This is a genomic window from Micromonospora sicca, assembly GCF_003172935.1.
Lineage (GTDB): Bacteria > Actinomycetota > Actinomycetes > Mycobacteriales > Micromonosporaceae > Micromonospora > Micromonospora sicca.
This window is the reverse complement of sequence record NZ_QGKS01000285.1, coordinates 20,407-35,206: the sequence shown is the minus strand read 5'-3', so window position 1 is coordinate 35,206 and position 14,800 is coordinate 20,407. Positions and strand designations below refer to the sequence as shown.

Below are 14,800 nucleotides of genomic sequence, written 5' to 3'. Positions count from 1 at the left end.
GCGTCGAGCAGCGGTGCGAACGCGGGGATCTCGTTGCTCTTCGCGCTCACGGTGACCTGGGCCAGGACGATGCCGGTGCTGGTGTCCAGCGCGGACAGCAGATGAACCTGACCGCCGTCGGCACGGCTGGCTCCCCGCAGCGTTTTCCCGTCCACGGCGATCACCGTCCGATATCGGTGCGGCCGGGGTGTGACCGGCCGGGCGCGGACCCTCAGCCAACCCGCGAGGACGGTAGACAACAACTGATCGTCGAGGCGGGTCAGCAACCGCCAAACCGTCGTACCCGCCGGCACCCCATGGCCGAAGCCGAGCCGGTCGCGGGCCTGCTCATCCAGATCGTGCAACCAATCGGTGATCGCGGCGAACGACGACGCCCCCGCGAGGACCGCGCACACCGCGGCCGCGAGCAAGCCCGACAGCGGGTAACGCACTCCCCGTGGATCTCGAGGATCCGGGACCGCCGCCAAGGCGTGTAGCAGTCCCGTTGTCTCACCTGCAGTAACGGACGGTGGTGACGTGCCAGGGGTGCCGGCGACCGAAGACAGCGCGGGGATCGGGCATGATGACATCGGCGGGTGAGGTCCTCGGGGTGTCGTGAAGCCTAGAGAACTCCATGATCACCGACGCGATCTCACCCGCTCTACCTGCCTCCACAGAGGCCACTCACCCCGTAGATTCCCAGCTCAGGGCACCCACCGATCGACTACGCAATCGCCCTGCCCCTGACCTCCTGGTCCGTAGTCAGATGGTGATGACCACCTTGCCGGTCGCGTGGCCGCCCTCGACGTGCCGCATGGCGTCGGGCGCCTCGGCCAGGGAGAAGGTCCGGTCGACCACCGGCCGGACCTGCCCGGCCTCGATGAACTCCGTCAACGCCACCAGGTTCGCCGTGCTCTCCTTCGCCACCAGCGGCACCAGCCGCTGACCGACGACCGGTGACAGCGCCAGCGCCCGCAGCTGCCGGTCGAAGCCCTGCAGCCACTTCCCGTCGCTCGCCTCCCCGCCGACCAGGACGAGCGTCCCCTTCGGCGGGAGGACGCGGCGCAGCCGGGACAGCGGCCGGTTGCCGGCGGTGTCGACGACCACGTCGTACTGCTGGTCGGGGAGGTCGGTGCGGGTGTAGTCGACCACCTCGGCCGCGCCGAGGGAGCGGACCAGGTCGAGCTTGCCGGGCCCGCAGAGGCCGGTGACGTGCGCGCCGGCCGCGCGGGCGAGCTGGACGGCGTACGAGCCGACGCCGCCGCCGGCGCCGATGACCAGGACCCGCTGGCCGGGGCGTACCCGGGCGGCTTTGCGGACGGCGGTGAGCGCGGTCTGCCCGGAGACGGGGACGGCCGCGGCCTCGGTGTAGGTGAGGTTGGCGGGTTTCGGGGCGAGCCGGGCGGCGGGGGCGAGGGCGTACTCGGCGAAGCTGCCGGCGCCGGTGCCGTAGACCGCGTCGCCGGGGGTGAACCCGGTGACGCCGGGGCCGACGGCGGTGACGAGGCCGGCCAGGTCCAGGCCGGGGACCCGGTTGCGGGGGCGGCGCAGCCCGTAGCCGAGGCGTACCGCGTAGGGCAGGCCGGTCATCAGGTGCCAGACGCCGGGGTCGACGCCGGCGGCGCGGACCTGCACGAGCACCTGGCCGGGGCCGGCGGTCGGCCGGTCGACGTCGGCGAGGCGGAGCAGGTCGGCCGGGCCGTACCGGTCCTGGACGATGGCCTTCACGATTCCTCCTGCGGGTACTGGAACACGTCGGTGAGGGGCACGCCGAAGACGGCGGCGATCTGGAAGGCCATCTCCAGCGAGGGCGAGTAGCGGCCCTGCTCGATGGCGATGACGGTCTGCCGGGTCACGCCGATCCGGCGGGCAAGTTCCGCCTGGGTCATCTCGTCGTGGGCGAAGCGCAGCGCCCGGATGGTGTTGGTGATCCGGGTCGGCCTCACCACGACTGGAAGCCCCGCCGGTAGGCGACGATCTTCGCGACCGAGCCGACCACCGCCGACAGCACGAAGCACAGGTAGATGACGTTGGCGATCCAGAACTGGTCCCAGTTCGCCAGGGCCATCGCGAGGGCGGCGACCCCGCCGACGATCACGAAGGACTGGCCGATGTATTCGCCGAGCCGGTGGATCTCCCGGTCCCGCTGGTCCTTCTCGTTCGCCCCCTCGGGCGAGACGATCGACACCAGGATGTTCAGCGCGATCGACGTGACGATCGCCGCGGCCACCGTCGCCAGCAGCGGGCCCGCGTAGGAGACGTCCGCGAGCGGGTCGCCGTCCGCGCGGCCGAGGACCACCATCGCGTACGCGGCATAGCCGGCGACCGCCACCAGCGCCATGATCCAGGCGCGTTTCTCTTCGAAGGCCACCGAGCTCTCCCCCAGGTAAAGAATCTTTGACACCATGAGTGTCAAGCACGGCCGACACGATGTCAAGGATTCTTTACTTCCTTTGAGAACGTCGGGCCGGGCTGCTCTGATGAGTGACCATGGGGGAGTCCGAGGCACGCCGTACCGTCGAGGCAGTCTGGCGGATGGAGTCCGGCCGGGTGATCGCCGGCCTGGCCGCGCTGGTCCGCGACGTCGGTCAGGCCGAGGAGCTGGCCCAGGACGCCCTCGTCGCCGCGCTCGAGACGTGGCCGCGCGACGGCGTACCGGCCAACCCGGGCGCCTGGCTGATGACCGTCGGCAAGCGCCGGGCCATCGACGCGCTGCGCCGCCGGCAGACCGAGGACCGCAAGGTCGCCGAACTCGGCCGCGACCTCGGCGAGGAGTTCACCCCCGACTTCGACGCCGCCGTCGAGGAACGCATCGAGGACGACCTGCTCCGGCTGATCTTCGTCGCCTGCCACCCGGTCCTCTCGCCGATCGCCCGGGCCGCGCTCACCCTCCGGCTGGTCGGCGGCCTCACCACCGCCGAGATCGCCCGCGCCTTCCTCACCACCGAGACCACCGTCGGCCAGCGGATCACCCGCGCCAAACAGACCCTCGCCGCCGCCCGGGTGCCGTTCGAGGTCCCCGACCCCACCGAACGCGCCGAACGAATCGACTCCGTGCTGGAGGTCATCTACCTGATCTTCAACGAGGGCTACTCGGCCACCGCCGGCGACGACTGGATGCGCCCCGCGCTCACCGACGAGGGTCTGCGCCTCGCCCGCATCCTGCAAGGGCTGATGCCCGACGAGCCCGAGGTGCACGGCCTGGCCGCGCTGCTGGAGATCCAGGCCTCCCGCACCGCCGCCCGCACCGGCCCCGACGGCGAACCCGTCCTCCTCAACGACCAGGACCGCAGCCGGTGGGACCAGCTCCTCATCCGCCGCGGGCTCGCCGCCCTCGACCGGGCCCGGGCGCTCGGCGGCACCCCCGGCCCGTACACCATCCAGGCCGAGATCGCCGCCTGCCACGCGCGGGCGCGTACCCCCGCCGAGACCGACTGGGCGCGGATCGCCGCGCTCTACGCCGAGCTTGCCCGGCGCGTGCCCTCGCCCGTGGTGGAACTCAACCGGGCCGTCGCCGTCTCCTTCGCCGACGGCCCCGCCGCCGGCCTGGAGCTGGCCCGCGCCCTCGCCGACGAGCCGGCGCTCGACAACTACCACCTGCTGCCCAGCGTGCTCGGCGACCTGCTCGCCAAGCTCGGCCGCCACGACGAGGCGCGCGCCGAGTTCGAGCGCGCCGCGTCCCTCACGGGCAACGCGCGGGAGCGGGCGCTGCTGCTCGACCGCGCCGCCGCCAGCGACCGGCAGAAAAAATCTTGAAAGGTGATGTCGGATCCCGGCCGACCCGATCGACGCGTCAGTGAGAGCCGATGACGAGGAGATCGAGATGACCAGTACGACGATGCCGCGAAGCGGGGTCACCGGCGCCCTGTCGACGCGGACCCTGCTCGCGGCCGGAATCGCCACCGGGCCGCTGTTCGGGGTGGTGGCGGCGGCGCAGGTGCTCACCCGGGACGGGTTCGACCTCAGCCGGCAGCCGCTCAGCCTGCTCGCCCTCGGCGAGCACGGCTGGATCCAGACCGCCAACTTCGTACTCACCGGGTTGCTGGCGCTCGCCGGTGCTCTTGGTCTGCGGCGGGCCCTGCGCGGGACGCCAGCCGGGACGTGGGGGCCGGCCCTGGTGGCGGTCTTCGGCATCGGCCTGATCGTCGCCGGGGCGATGCCCTCCGACCCCAGCATGGGCTGGCCGGCCAGCGCGCCCGAAGGCGCGCCCGACTCGCTGAGCTGGCACGCCATCGGTCACGGCGTCGGGGCCATGCTGGCCTTCGGATCCCTCACCATCGCCTGCCTGGTCTTCGCCCGCCGGTACCTGCGCACCGGCCGGCGCGGCTGGGCGGTGTTCTCCCTGGCCTGCGCCCTGGCGACCGTCGTCGTCATGGCCTGGCCCGACCAGGACAGCATCAGCGTCCGGATGGCGCTGGGCTCGGTCTTCATCTTCGGGTGGCTGACCACCGTGACTCTTGTGGAAAGGAAGCACTGATGCGTTACATGATCATGCACAAGCTGGACGAGGACGTCCCCGGCAACTTCGACCCGAGCCCGGAGTTCATGAAGACGATGGGCGCCTTCATGGAGGAGGTCGTCCAGGCCGGGGTGCTGCTCGCCGCCGAAGGGCTCTGCGCGAGCAAGGAAGAGGCGGCCCGGATCACCGTGTCCAAGGGCAAGACCACCGTCACCGACGGGCCGTTCACCGAGACCAAGGAGCTCATCGCCGGGTTCGCCCTGGTCGACGTGCGGTCCCGGGACGAGGCGGTCGAGTGGGGCAAGCGGTTCACCGACGTCTTCGTGCAGCACGGGATCGACGTCGAGGTGGACGTGCGGCGAGTCTACGAGGGCTGACGTTTCTGCTGCGGGGAGCCGGCTCTTCGGGGCCGGCTCCCCGTGTCACATCGTCCGGCGGTGTCCCGTCAAGCGGGCATGAGAAGAATTGTGCGGATCCTGGTCGCGCTGCTCGGCCTGGCGGCGATGGTCATCGGGGTATGGGCGCTGGTGGCACCCTCCTCGTTCAGCTCGGCGGTCGACTTTCCGCCCAGCGAGCACTTCGTGCACGACGTGGGGGCGTTCCAACTCGGCATCGGCACGACGCTGCTGCTGGCCCTCATCTGGTCCGACGCGCTCGCGGTGGCACTGGCCGGCTACCTGGTCGGCGGGGTGGCGCACACGGTGTCGCACGTCGTCGACGGTGATGTCGGCGGCAGTGCCGTGCAGACCTGGCTGGTCCTGCTGTTGGCCGTGCTTTCCCTGGTCGCGCTGGTGTTCCGGCTGCGCGAGCTGGGGTGGGTGATCGGTTACGTCTCGCCGTCCGCCGCCCCCTTCTGGTCTGGCTTCGTGCGGCAGAAGACGGTGGTGTTGACGACGTACAAGCGGGACGGGACAGCGGTGCCGACGCCGGTGAGCATCGCGGTGGTGGGGGAGCGGGCGTACATGCGCAGCTTCGAGAAGGCGTGGAAGACGGTACGACTGCGGAACGACCCGCGGGTGACCGTGGCGCCGTCGTCGGCCCTCGGCAAGCCGACCGGCGCGACGGTGCAGGCGGTGGCGCGGCGGCTGAGCGGGGCGGAGTATCGAGCGGCCAGCCGGGCGCTGCGGCGCAAGCAGCCGCTGCTGCACGGGGTGCTGGTACCGCTGACGCACCGCCTCGGCCGCCGCAAGACCGGCCATACTGTCCACTTCGAGCTGACTCCTGCACCGACCGCAGTTCCCGGAACCGTCACCGGGGCGGCGGACGTCCAAGGGGTGCGGAGGTGAACGGGAATGGCTGGACGGCGCTGGCTCGTATGGGTCGCCGCGATGGCCGTGCTCGGTGGCTGCGGCGCGACCGGCAGCGGTCCGGGCGGGGATGACCTGGACAGGTTGCGCCAGCAGGCGCGCGACGCCCTGAGCCGGTACGACAAGGCGGTCCGCGACGCCGGTGGGGCGCAGAGCTTCGTGCCGGTCGGGGAGCTGACCAGCCAGCTCGGCGACTGGGAACCGGCGAACGGGGACAACAACAAGCAGGCGCTGCTGGCCGGAAAGATCTTCCCCGCCACGGCGCTGCCCACCGCCGGGCAACCGACCGGGACGGTGGTCTGGGAGAAAGGCAGGACACAGCCGGTTCCCCTGATGTCGGCCGAGGAGGCACTCGCCCAGCTGAGAGCGACGGGCGGCGGGCACTGCGACTGCGTACCCCTGGAGGCCACCGCCGCACGCCTAACCACCGCGCGGATCCCCACCACGCGCGGCCCCGCCACGGCCCCGGCCTGGGAATACACCCTCAGGGGCACGGCGGTGCGGCTGACCCGGATCGCGGTCGCCCCCGCGGCCGCCATCGTGGTGACGCCGCCGGCGTGGGGTCCCGAGTACCCGCATGGCGGGCTGGCGATCGAGTCGGCGACCGGCACCACGACGAGCCGGCGGCTGACGGTCGCCTTCACCGGCTCCCCGGGCCCGGGCAGCCAGCCGTGCGGCGCCGACTACAGTGCGGAGGCCGCCGAGTCGGTCAACGCCCTCGTCGTGATCGTCATCGAGCAGCGCCACGCCGACGGCGCGGCGTGCGGGGATGTCGGAGCGCGCCGCACCGCCACCGTCGACCTGGCGCAACCGCTGGGGAGCGGGCGGTCCTTGAGGTGCGGCAGGGCCTGCCGGTCGCGCTGACGATCACCGGCTGACCCGACGGGCTACGTGAGGGAGACCTGGACGGCGACGTCGTGCTTCGGGTAGTTCTGGTCCACCTGATCCGAGCCGTACTTCTCGCGGAACATCTGCACCACGTGGTTGACCCGGTCCGCGTCGGTGATCGGCGTGGCGGTCGTGCTCACCGCCGTCCCGTTGGCGGCCAGCTGCACCATCGGTGTCTGCCGTACGTTCTTGTACCAGTCGCTGTCCGAGCCGGTGATCGGGACCAGGAAGGCGCTCTCCTCCTCCTGCACGAACCACACGGGGTGGGTGATCTGCCGTCCGGTCTTCCGGCCGGTCACGGTCAGCTGGACCTCGCTGACGCCCTCAAGCGCTTCCCTGACGGCCTTGGTCACGGTGTCCTCCGTCAACTTCTCGAAGTGCTCCCACCCGCCAGGCTATGGAGGTTCACGCTGGCCTGTTGCGCGATCCGCGAATAAGGTGCGTCCCGAGCTCCCCGGACCGGTGGATACTGAAAGACGTGGATGCGGTGCTCGATTGGGCGTGGCGACTCGATGTCGGCCAGATGGTCGGGCTCGCCCTGCTCGAGAACGTGATCCTCTTCCTGATCGCCGTCGGCCTCGGCAACGCCATGCTGAGGTTGCCGACGGTCGTACGGCTGCTGACCGACCCCGGCCGGATCAGCCGGCTGCAGGTGTGGCTCGCCGCCGGGGCGATCCTGATGAACGCGGTGGTCACGGTCGCCGGCTGGGGCCTGTGGCGGGCCGGGATCATCCACCTGAACGCGGACCCGGGCATCCGGATCCTGGCCGACTTCGTCCTGCTGCTCCTGCTGATGGACCTGCTGATGTACGCCGGCCACGCGGTCGCGCACCGGCCCCGGCTCTTCCCGCTCGCCCACGCGCTGCACCACCGGTTCGTCGACGCCCGCCCCGCCACGCTGTACGCGCTCCACCCGCTGGAGATCCTCGGATTCGGCGGGCTCTGGTTGGCCGCGCTCGCGACGCACGCGTTCTCGGTCTGGGCGATCCTCGCCTACACCGCGGTGAACCTCGTCTTCGGCATCTTCGGGCACCTGGGCGTGGAGGTGCTCCCGCCGGCGGCCCGACGCAGCCGGGTGTTCCGCTGGGTCGCCACCCCGACGCTGCACGCGGGACACCACGTCGAGCCGGCGGTCAACCTCGGCTTCTACACGTCGATCTGGGACCGCCTGTTCGGCACCCTCGCCCCCGACTACGACCAGCGTCGCGTCGCGGCCCACCCGGAGCCGTACGCCGTGGCGGCCTGACCGGGCGATCATCCGATCGGCACCTGGGCCCGGGGGTCACGCGACCACCGGATGTCAGTTCAGGCCGGCTCCGCCCGATTTCGCGTACCGGGGTGCGGCGCCGGCCGTACCTCTGGGTACGGCCGGCGCCCGTGAGCACTCCCCGGGCGGGCGTCGCCCGCCGGGCTCCTACGACGCCGCCGGTATCCGCTTGACCGGCGGGGCCGCGACCGGCCGGGATGCCGGCCGCGCGAGCGTGCTCGGCCACCAGGTCCGGGGGCCGACGTGCAGCGCCAGCGCCGGGACGAGCAGGCTGCGGACGAGGAACGTGTCGAGCAGCACCCCGACGCCGATGATGACGGCCGTCTGGACGGACGGCACCAGCGGCAGCACGCTGAGCGCGCCGAACGTGGCGGCCAGCACCACGCCCGCGCTGGTGATCACCCCGCCGGTCACGGTCAGCGCGTGCAGCACGCCCTGCCGGTGCCCGAGGCGGGCCGTCTCCTCCCGGGCCCGGGTGGTGAGGAAGATGGTGTAGTCCACGCCGAGGGCGACGAGGAACAGGAACGTCTGCAGCGGGATCCCGACGAAGAGCTTCGGGTAGCCCATCGCGTCGAGGATCAGCCCGGCCGCGCCCATCGCGGCGACGTAGGACAGGACCACGCTCGCCAGCAACAGCAGCGGCGCGACCAGCGCGCGCAACAGCAGCACCAGGATGACGAAGACGACGGCCAGCACCAGCGGCACCACGACCCGGTTGTCCCGGCCGACCGTCCGCTCCTCGTCGAGCAGGTACGCGGTGTCGCCGCCGACGAGGGCCTGCGAGCCCGGCACGGCGTGCACCGCGGCGCGGAGCCGCTCGACGGTGTCCAGCGCCGCGTCGCTGTCCGGCGTGTCGGCCAGGACCGCCGCGATGCGCACCCAGCGGCCGTCCGGCGAGCGTTCCGGCTCGCCCACCTCGGCCACCCCCGGCACGGTACGGGCGGCGGCCACCACCTGGTCGGCCGGGCCGGCGGCGGCCAGGATCTCGGCGGGTGCGACGGCTCCCCTCAGGTAGTGCGCCTCGATCATCCGCTGGCCGGTGACCGAGCCGACCTCCTTGGTGAAGGACTCGTCGTGCGGCATGCCGATGCTGAGGTTGCCGATGCCGAAGCTCAGGGCGACCAGCGCCGCCGCCGTTCCCAGCCACACCGCGCGGGGGCGCCGGCCGACGAAACCGGCGATCCGGCGCCACACCCCGTGCTCGGCCGCCACGTCGAGCCCGACCGCGTCCGGTGTGTACCGCGGCACGAACGGCCAGAACAGCCACCGCCCGAAGATGACCAGCACGGCCGGCAGCAGCGTGGTCATGGCGAGGAACGCTGCGGCGATCCCGACGGCGCCGACCGGTCCGAGCCCCCGGGTGGACGGCAGTTGCGCGGCGAGCAGGCAGAGCAGGCCGATCGCGACGGTCGCCGCCGAGGCGCCGATCGCGCCGATCGACCGCCGCAGCGCGACGGCCATCGCCGTGTGCCGGTCGGCGTGCCGGCGCAGTTCCTCCCGGTAGCGGGCGATGAGCAGCAGGGCGTAGTCCACGCCGACACCGAAGACCAGCACGGTCAGGATGCTCTGGCTCTGGAAGTCCACGGCCAGCCCGGCGTGCCGGGCCAGCAGGTACACCACCGCGCTGGCGAGCTGGTTGGCCACCGCGACCGTGATGAGCGGGATCAACCACAGGACCGGGCTGCGGTACGAAACGAGGAGCAGCAACGCGACGGTCGCCGCGGTCGCCAGCAGCAGCGTGGTGTCCATGCCGCCGAACGCGTCGAAGACGTCGTCCTCGCCGCCGGCTGGACCGGTGAGTGCCGTCCGCAGGCCGGCCGGTGCGTCAGTGGTCAGCCGCTGCTTGACATCAGCCACCGCGTCGGCCCGCTGGTCGGCGTCCCCGGCGACCGGGAAGGAGAGCAGCAGCGCCCGCCCGTCCTCGCTGGCCACCGGCGGGGGCACCTGGCCGCCGTCGGCGTACCGGGCGAACGCCGTGCGGTCGCCGTCGACCTTCGCGCGATCGGCGTCGGTGAGCCCACCCTCGCGGACGTAGACGACGACGGCCAGGGGCTTCTGCGAGTCCGGGAACGCCTCCTCCGCCCGCTGCACCGCCCGGCTGGCTTCGGCGGTGGCGGGCAGCGCGCCGAGGGTGTCGTTGTCCTGCACCTCGGTCAGCTTGATCGCCAGCGGCCCGGCCGCCGCGATGAGGACGAGCCAGAAGATGAGCATGGCGTACTTGCTGCGGCGGCCGGACGGTAGGCCGGCCAGTCGGTTGGGTTTCTCTTGCAGCCTTGTGGTCATGTCGTCGATCCTTTGGCCGGCGCGAGGCGAAGACAGGAGTGCCAGGTCCCGAACGGAGGTGGTGGTAGCACCACCGAATCCGGTGGCACCCTGGCGGAGAATGGCGGCGTGGACAGCTCCGTACGTGCGGTCGTCTGGCAGCAGATCCGGCCGGGCGCGCTCGCCGCCGTGCAGGGCCTGGCCGTGGCCCTGCTGAGCCTGACCACCAACGCGTTGCTGTTCGCGCTGTCGGTGGTCTCGCTCGCGCTCATTCCCGTGTTCGGCATCGGGTTCGCGCTCTTCCCGACGGTGACTGTGCTGGTGCGGCTGTCGCTGACGCTGCAACGGAGACTGAGCCGGTGGTGCGGGCTGCCGATCGCGACGCCGTACCAACCGGTGCCGGCCGACGCTCAGCTCGGCACCTGGAAGCGGTTCCGGTGGGCGGTCGCGGATCCGGCGACCTGGCGGGACTTCGCCTGGCTGATTCCCGGCGCGATCACCGGCGGGGCCTGCCTGCTGGCGTTCGTGCTGCCGGCGTACGGGCTGGAGGGGGTCCTGCTGGTGCCGCTGGCGCTGCACCTCACCGTCGACTGGTACGGCTACGGCGTGTTCTGGCCGATGGACAACATCGTGAAGGCGTTGCTCTCCGTACCGCAGGGGTGGTTGTTCCTGGCCGGTGGGCTGGCCGTTGCGCCGTGGCTGGTGTGGCTGCACTTCCGCTTCGCCGGCTTCTTCCTCGCACCGACCCGGACGCAGGAGCTGGCGCTGCGGGTCCGGCACCTCGCCGCCACCCGCGCCGACACCATCGACACCCAGGCCGCCGAGCTGCGCCGGATCGAACGCGACCTGCACGACGGGGCGCAGGCCCGGCTGGTCGCGCTGCGGATGAGCATCGGCCTGGCCGAGCAGCTCCTGGCCGACGACCCGGCGGCGGCGCAGCGGCTGCTGACCGAGGCGCAGGAGGCCAGCGGCCATGCCCTTGCCGAGCTGCGCGATCTCGTCCGCGGCATCTACCCGCCCGTGCTCGCCGAGCGTGGCCTGGACGGAGCCGTGCAGGCTCTCGCCCTGGCCGTGCCGCTGCGTGTAGACGTCGAGGTGCAGCTACCGGGCAGCCCGCCGGCGGCTGTCGAATCCGCGGCGTACTTCGCGGTGGCCGAGGTGCTGACGAATGTCACCAAGCACAGCGGCGCTCGCCGCGCCTGGATACAGGTCTCTCACCGCGACAATGCGTTGAGCATGGTGGTCGGCGACGACGGTCGCGGTGGCGCGTCGCCGGAGGCGGGGACCGGCCTGGCGGGTGTGCAACGCCGTCTGGCAGCCTTCGATGGCACGATGACCGTGACGAGTCCGCCCGGCGGACCCACCGTCGTGACCATGGAGCTGCCGTGCGAGTTGTCATCGCGGAGGACCTCGCCCTCCTCCGGGACGGGTTGACGCGCATCCTCGACGCGTACGGCTTCCAGGTGGTCGAGGCGGTCGCCGACGGGCCGTCCGTGCTGCCGGCGCTCACCCGGCACCGCCCCGACGTCGCGGTCCTCGACGTACGCCTGCCGCCGACCTTCACCGACGAGGGCCTGCAGGCGGCGCTCGCGGCCCGGACGCAGCACCCCGGGCTGCCGATCCTCGTGCTGTCCCAGCACGTCGAGCAGCTGTACGCGCGGGAGCTGCTCGCCGACCGGGCTGGGGGAGTCGGCTACCTGCTCAAGGACCGGGTGTCGAACGTCGGCCAGTTCATCGACGCGGTGCGCCGGGTGGCCGACGGCGGCATGGTGATGGACCCCGAGGTGGTGTCCCAGTTGCTGGCCCGCAACAGCGGCGCGCAGCGGCTGGGGGAACTCACCGCCCGGGAGCGGGAGGTGCTGGGGCTGATGGCCGAGGGACGGTCGAACGCCGCAATCGCCGGGCGGCTGTTCGTCACCGAGAAGGCCGTCAGCAAGCACATCAACAACATCTTCAGCAAGCTGGGCATGCCACCGTCCGATGACGACAACCGGCGGGTGCTCGCGGTGCTCGCGTACCTGAACAGCTGAGACTCGCGTCTGCTCCCGTAGCCCCCATCGATCTTGACTGATGGTGAGGCGGCGATCACACTTTGCGCAGCTGCGGCAGTCGAGGTCGTCTACCGGACACCTTGACTGCGCGGCCGTCAGGATCGCCTCGCCGGAAGGACTCTCATGAGGAGTACAAGAAGATCCAACGGACCGCGCCGCTTGTTGGCCCTGCTCGTGCTACCGCTGGCGCTCGCCGTCGGCGCACCCGGTCTTGCGAATCCGACGTCGGGCGGCGGGGTGGTGCCCGACCGGTCGTCGACCGGCGAACAGAACGGGGTCGGCCTGATGCGCATCGTCGTCGCCGACAAGTCGGGCATCGACCGCCTCAACGACCTCGGCGTCGACCTCGCCGAGTACGTCAAGCCGGTCGACAACGGCATCGAGGTGCACGCGATCCTTAGCCCGGAGGAGAGCCAGGCGCTGCGGGACAAGGGCTTCGACGTGCAGGACGCCATCTCCGACCAGAGCGACTACGCACAGAACATGGCCGAGCGGTCCGCCTCGATCCGAGCCGCGACGGCTGCGACGGCCAGCACCGACACCTTGACCGTGCTGCGGGCCGAATGGTTCTCCAGCCTCAACGACCAGCTATTCCTCAACATCGAGGTGAAGTCGAGCGCCGGCACCGACTCGACGACGGTGCTGACGGCGAGCTGGGACAGCGGGCCGGGCACGGAGATCGGCTCCGGCGGGACCGCCACCATGTCCCGGTTCACCGACGCCGGCCAGTACATGTATCACCGGTTCAGCAACCCGGTCGCCATCAACGCCGCGCCGGCCAAGGCCACCATCACCAGCAACAAGGGCGGCTCGGTCACGGTCGACGTCTCCAAGTGGCTGGGCAGACCGCGCAAGGACCCCGGCAAGCACCCGTACGTGTCGGACTTCGTCGACCACTACCTGGACCCGACGGAGGTCACCGCGCGGTTCACCGGACTGGCCGCGGAGTTCCCGAAGCTGACCGAGCTGATCGACCTGCCGTACAAGACGAACGGCTACCGGCGCAACGCGCAGGCGCAGTTCGGCACCGCCGCGGCGAGCATCGTCTACGTCACCTCGACCGCGTACGGCTCCGGGGGCGGCAACGACGTCACCATGTCGCTGGTCGACCCGGGCACGGCGAACGCCCCGCTGACGGTGAGCGTGTCCGGCAAGGCCGTCACGGTGAGCCTGGCCACCAACGGCTCCGGCGCGATCACCAGCACGGCCGCGCAGGTCGTCGCCGCGGTCAACGGCAACGCCGACGCGGCCAAACTGCTCACCGCCAGCACGTACCGGGGCAACGCCGGCGCGGGCGTGGTGGCCGCGGCCGCCGCGACCACGCTGACCGATAATCTGAAGGCACCGGCGAGCGTGTCCCGCGAGCCGTTCCAGATGAAGGTGCTGCGGATCGGCAAGCACCGCGACGGCTCGAAGGTCGGGGTCTTCCTCTACTGCCAGGAGCACGCCCGGGAGTGGGTGACCCCGCTGGTCTGCGTGGAGTCGGCCGAGCGGCTGCTGCGCAACTATGCGAAGGACCCGGACACCCGCAAGATCGTCGACGACCTGGACATCTTCATCCTGCCGGTCGTTAACCCGGACGGCGCGCACTACAGCATGTACGACTACAACATGCAGCGGAAGAACATGACCAACTACTGCTCGGCGTCATTGGGGGACCCCGCTGCCCGCAACGCCTGGGGCGTGGATATCAACCGGAACTTCTCCGTCGGTTCCGTCTTCGACGGCTACGTCGGCGCGTCAGCGACCAACTGCACCGGCGAGACCTTCGCCGGCCCGGGTGAGCTGTCCGAGCCGGAGGCGCGCAACGAGGTCTGGCTGGTCGACACCTTCCCGAACATCAAGCTCTCCATGAACACCCACTCCTACGGCGGGTACTTCATGTGGCCTCCGGGGGCGTACAAGGCCGCTGGGCGGGAGGTGCTGCCGCGGGTGGACCAGGGCACCGAGGCGTACTTCTGGACCTCCTCGGACTACATCCTCTCCCGCGTGCAGGAATACCGTGGCACGGCGATCTGGCCGGGCCGCACCGGACCGGTGACCGACGTGCTGTACTCGGCGGCCGGCAACAGCGCCGACGAGCACTGGTACAACCGGGGCATCATCGGCTGGGACTTCGAGGTCGGCGCGGACGTCTACAACCCGACGACCAAGCGGTTCACCGCGGTCGGTTTCCAGCCGCCGTTCGCCGAGGGGCATGAGGAGGCGATGGAGTTCGCCAACGGCAATATCGCCATCCTCGAGGTGGCCCGGGCGTACGCGACGGACAACATCCAGCCGCAGACTAGCCTGAAGATCGTCAAGCAGGAAGCGGGTGCCACGGCCTTCACCTTCAGCACCAGCGAGCCGGCGAACGTCTACTACACGCTCGACGGCAGCCGGCCGACGTACACCTCGCCCAAGCTGGCCCTGGCCGGCATGCGCGAGGGCGTCCAGAACATCACGGTGAACAGCGACACCACCGTCAACTGGTTCTCGATCGACATCGCCGGCAACGTGGAGAGCAACTACAAGCCGGACGGTGAGGGCAAGAACTACAACAAGCAGGCGGTAGCCGTCCAGTAGCCTCACCGCTTGAACACTGGTG

Annotated in this window: 15 protein-coding genes; 9 read left to right on the top strand and 6 right to left on the bottom strand. The window is 71.1% G+C overall.

What is annotated here, in order from left to right; genetic code table 11:
- From DKT69_RS23335 to DKT69_RS23320, 4 genes are all read right to left on the bottom strand, one after another.
- Window positions 1–569: ISAs1 family transposase (locus DKT69_RS23335; RefSeq protein WP_438361860.1), on the bottom strand; the 569-nt coding region annotated here is incomplete at its 3' end.
- Between the two features lie 172 nt (window positions 570–741).
- On the bottom strand, window positions 742–1,707 hold the full coding sequence (locus tag DKT69_RS23330; protein WP_109803637.1) for an NAD(P)-dependent alcohol dehydrogenase: 966 nt from the start codon (window positions 1,705–1,707) through the stop codon (window positions 742–744).
- Entirely contained in the window at window positions 1,704–1,928 is a 225-nt protein-coding gene (locus tag DKT69_RS23325) for a helix-turn-helix transcriptional regulator (RefSeq protein ID WP_109803636.1), read from the bottom strand. Before DKT69_RS23325 ends, DKT69_RS23330 begins: the two co-directional genes overlap by 4 nt.
- On the bottom strand, window positions 1,922–2,350 hold the full coding sequence (locus DKT69_RS23320) for a hypothetical protein (RefSeq protein WP_109803635.1): 429 nt from the start codon (window positions 2,348–2,350) through the stop codon (window positions 1,922–1,924). The genes DKT69_RS23325 and DKT69_RS23320 overlap by 7 nt, the downstream gene beginning before the upstream one ends.
- Window positions 2,351–2,469: 119 nt before the next feature.
- On the opposite strand from DKT69_RS23320, the gene DKT69_RS23315 reads away from it, so the two are divergent.
- The 5 genes from DKT69_RS23315 (at window position 2,470) to DKT69_RS23295 (ending at window position 6,609) form a co-directional block, all read left to right on the top strand.
- A complete protein-coding gene (locus tag DKT69_RS23315; RefSeq protein ID WP_109803634.1) occupies window positions 2,470–3,735 on the top strand; it encodes an RNA polymerase sigma factor in 1,266 nt (421 codons plus the stop codon).
- Between the two features lie 67 nt (window positions 3,736–3,802).
- The gene (locus DKT69_RS23310) at window positions 3,803–4,456 is read left to right on the top strand and encodes a DUF998 domain-containing protein (RefSeq protein ID WP_109803641.1); all 654 of its coding nucleotides are present in this window, start codon (window positions 3,803–3,805) and stop codon (window positions 4,454–4,456) included.
- Entirely contained in the window at window positions 4,456–4,815 is a 360-nt protein-coding gene (locus DKT69_RS23305; protein ID WP_109803633.1) for a YciI family protein, read from the top strand. The genes DKT69_RS23310 and DKT69_RS23305 overlap by 1 nt, the downstream gene beginning before the upstream one ends.
- Before the next feature lie 78 nt (window positions 4,816–4,893).
- Entirely contained in the window at window positions 4,894–5,724 is an 831-nt protein-coding gene (locus tag DKT69_RS23300; RefSeq protein WP_109803632.1) for a PPOX class F420-dependent oxidoreductase, read from the top strand.
- A 6-nt stretch (window positions 5,725–5,730) separates the two neighbouring features.
- On the top strand, window positions 5,731–6,609 hold the full coding sequence (locus DKT69_RS23295; protein ID WP_146231188.1) for a hypothetical protein: 879 nt from the start codon (window positions 5,731–5,733) through the stop codon (window positions 6,607–6,609).
- 23 nt (window positions 6,610–6,632) lie between these two features.
- Here the strand turns inward: DKT69_RS23295 and DKT69_RS23290 are convergent, their stop codons facing one another.
- Window positions 6,633–6,986 (bottom strand): nitroreductase/quinone reductase family protein, encoded by a 354-nt coding sequence (locus DKT69_RS23290; RefSeq protein ID WP_109803630.1) that lies wholly within the window; start codon window positions 6,984–6,986, stop codon window positions 6,633–6,635.
- 125 nt (window positions 6,987–7,111) lie between these two features.
- Here DKT69_RS23290 and DKT69_RS23285 point away from each other — a divergent pair, with 125 nt between their 5' ends.
- Entirely contained in the window at window positions 7,112–7,879 is a 768-nt protein-coding gene (locus DKT69_RS23285) for a sterol desaturase family protein (protein WP_161557935.1), read from the top strand.
- A gap of 168 nt (window positions 7,880–8,047) precedes the next feature.
- On the opposite strand, the gene DKT69_RS23280 is transcribed toward DKT69_RS23285, so the two are convergent.
- Entirely contained in the window at window positions 8,048–10,183 is a 2,136-nt protein-coding gene (locus DKT69_RS23280; RefSeq protein ID WP_109803628.1) for an MMPL family transporter, read from the bottom strand.
- Window positions 10,184–10,291: 108 nt separating this feature from the next.
- On the opposite strand from DKT69_RS23280, the gene DKT69_RS23275 reads away from it, so the two are divergent.
- The 3 genes from DKT69_RS23275 to DKT69_RS23265 all read left to right on the top strand — a co-directional run bounded on the left by DKT69_RS23275 (window position 10,292) and on the right by DKT69_RS23265 (window position 14,778).
- Window positions 10,292–11,596 carry a sensor histidine kinase gene (locus tag DKT69_RS23275; RefSeq protein WP_236648180.1) on the top strand — a complete coding sequence of 435 codons (1,305 nt, stop codon included), beginning with the start codon at window positions 10,292–10,294 and terminating at the stop codon, window positions 11,594–11,596.
- On the top strand, window positions 11,548–12,192 hold the full coding sequence (locus DKT69_RS23270; RefSeq protein WP_109803627.1) for a response regulator: 645 nt from the start codon (window positions 11,548–11,550) through the stop codon (window positions 12,190–12,192). The genes DKT69_RS23275 and DKT69_RS23270 overlap by 49 nt, the downstream gene beginning before the upstream one ends.
- A gap of 180 nt (window positions 12,193–12,372) precedes the next feature.
- Window positions 12,373–14,778, top strand: a complete 2,406-nt coding sequence (locus DKT69_RS23265; protein WP_161557934.1) for a M14 family zinc carboxypeptidase — start codon at window positions 12,373–12,375, stop codon at window positions 14,776–14,778.
- Window positions 14,779–14,800: the final 22 nt, after the last annotated feature.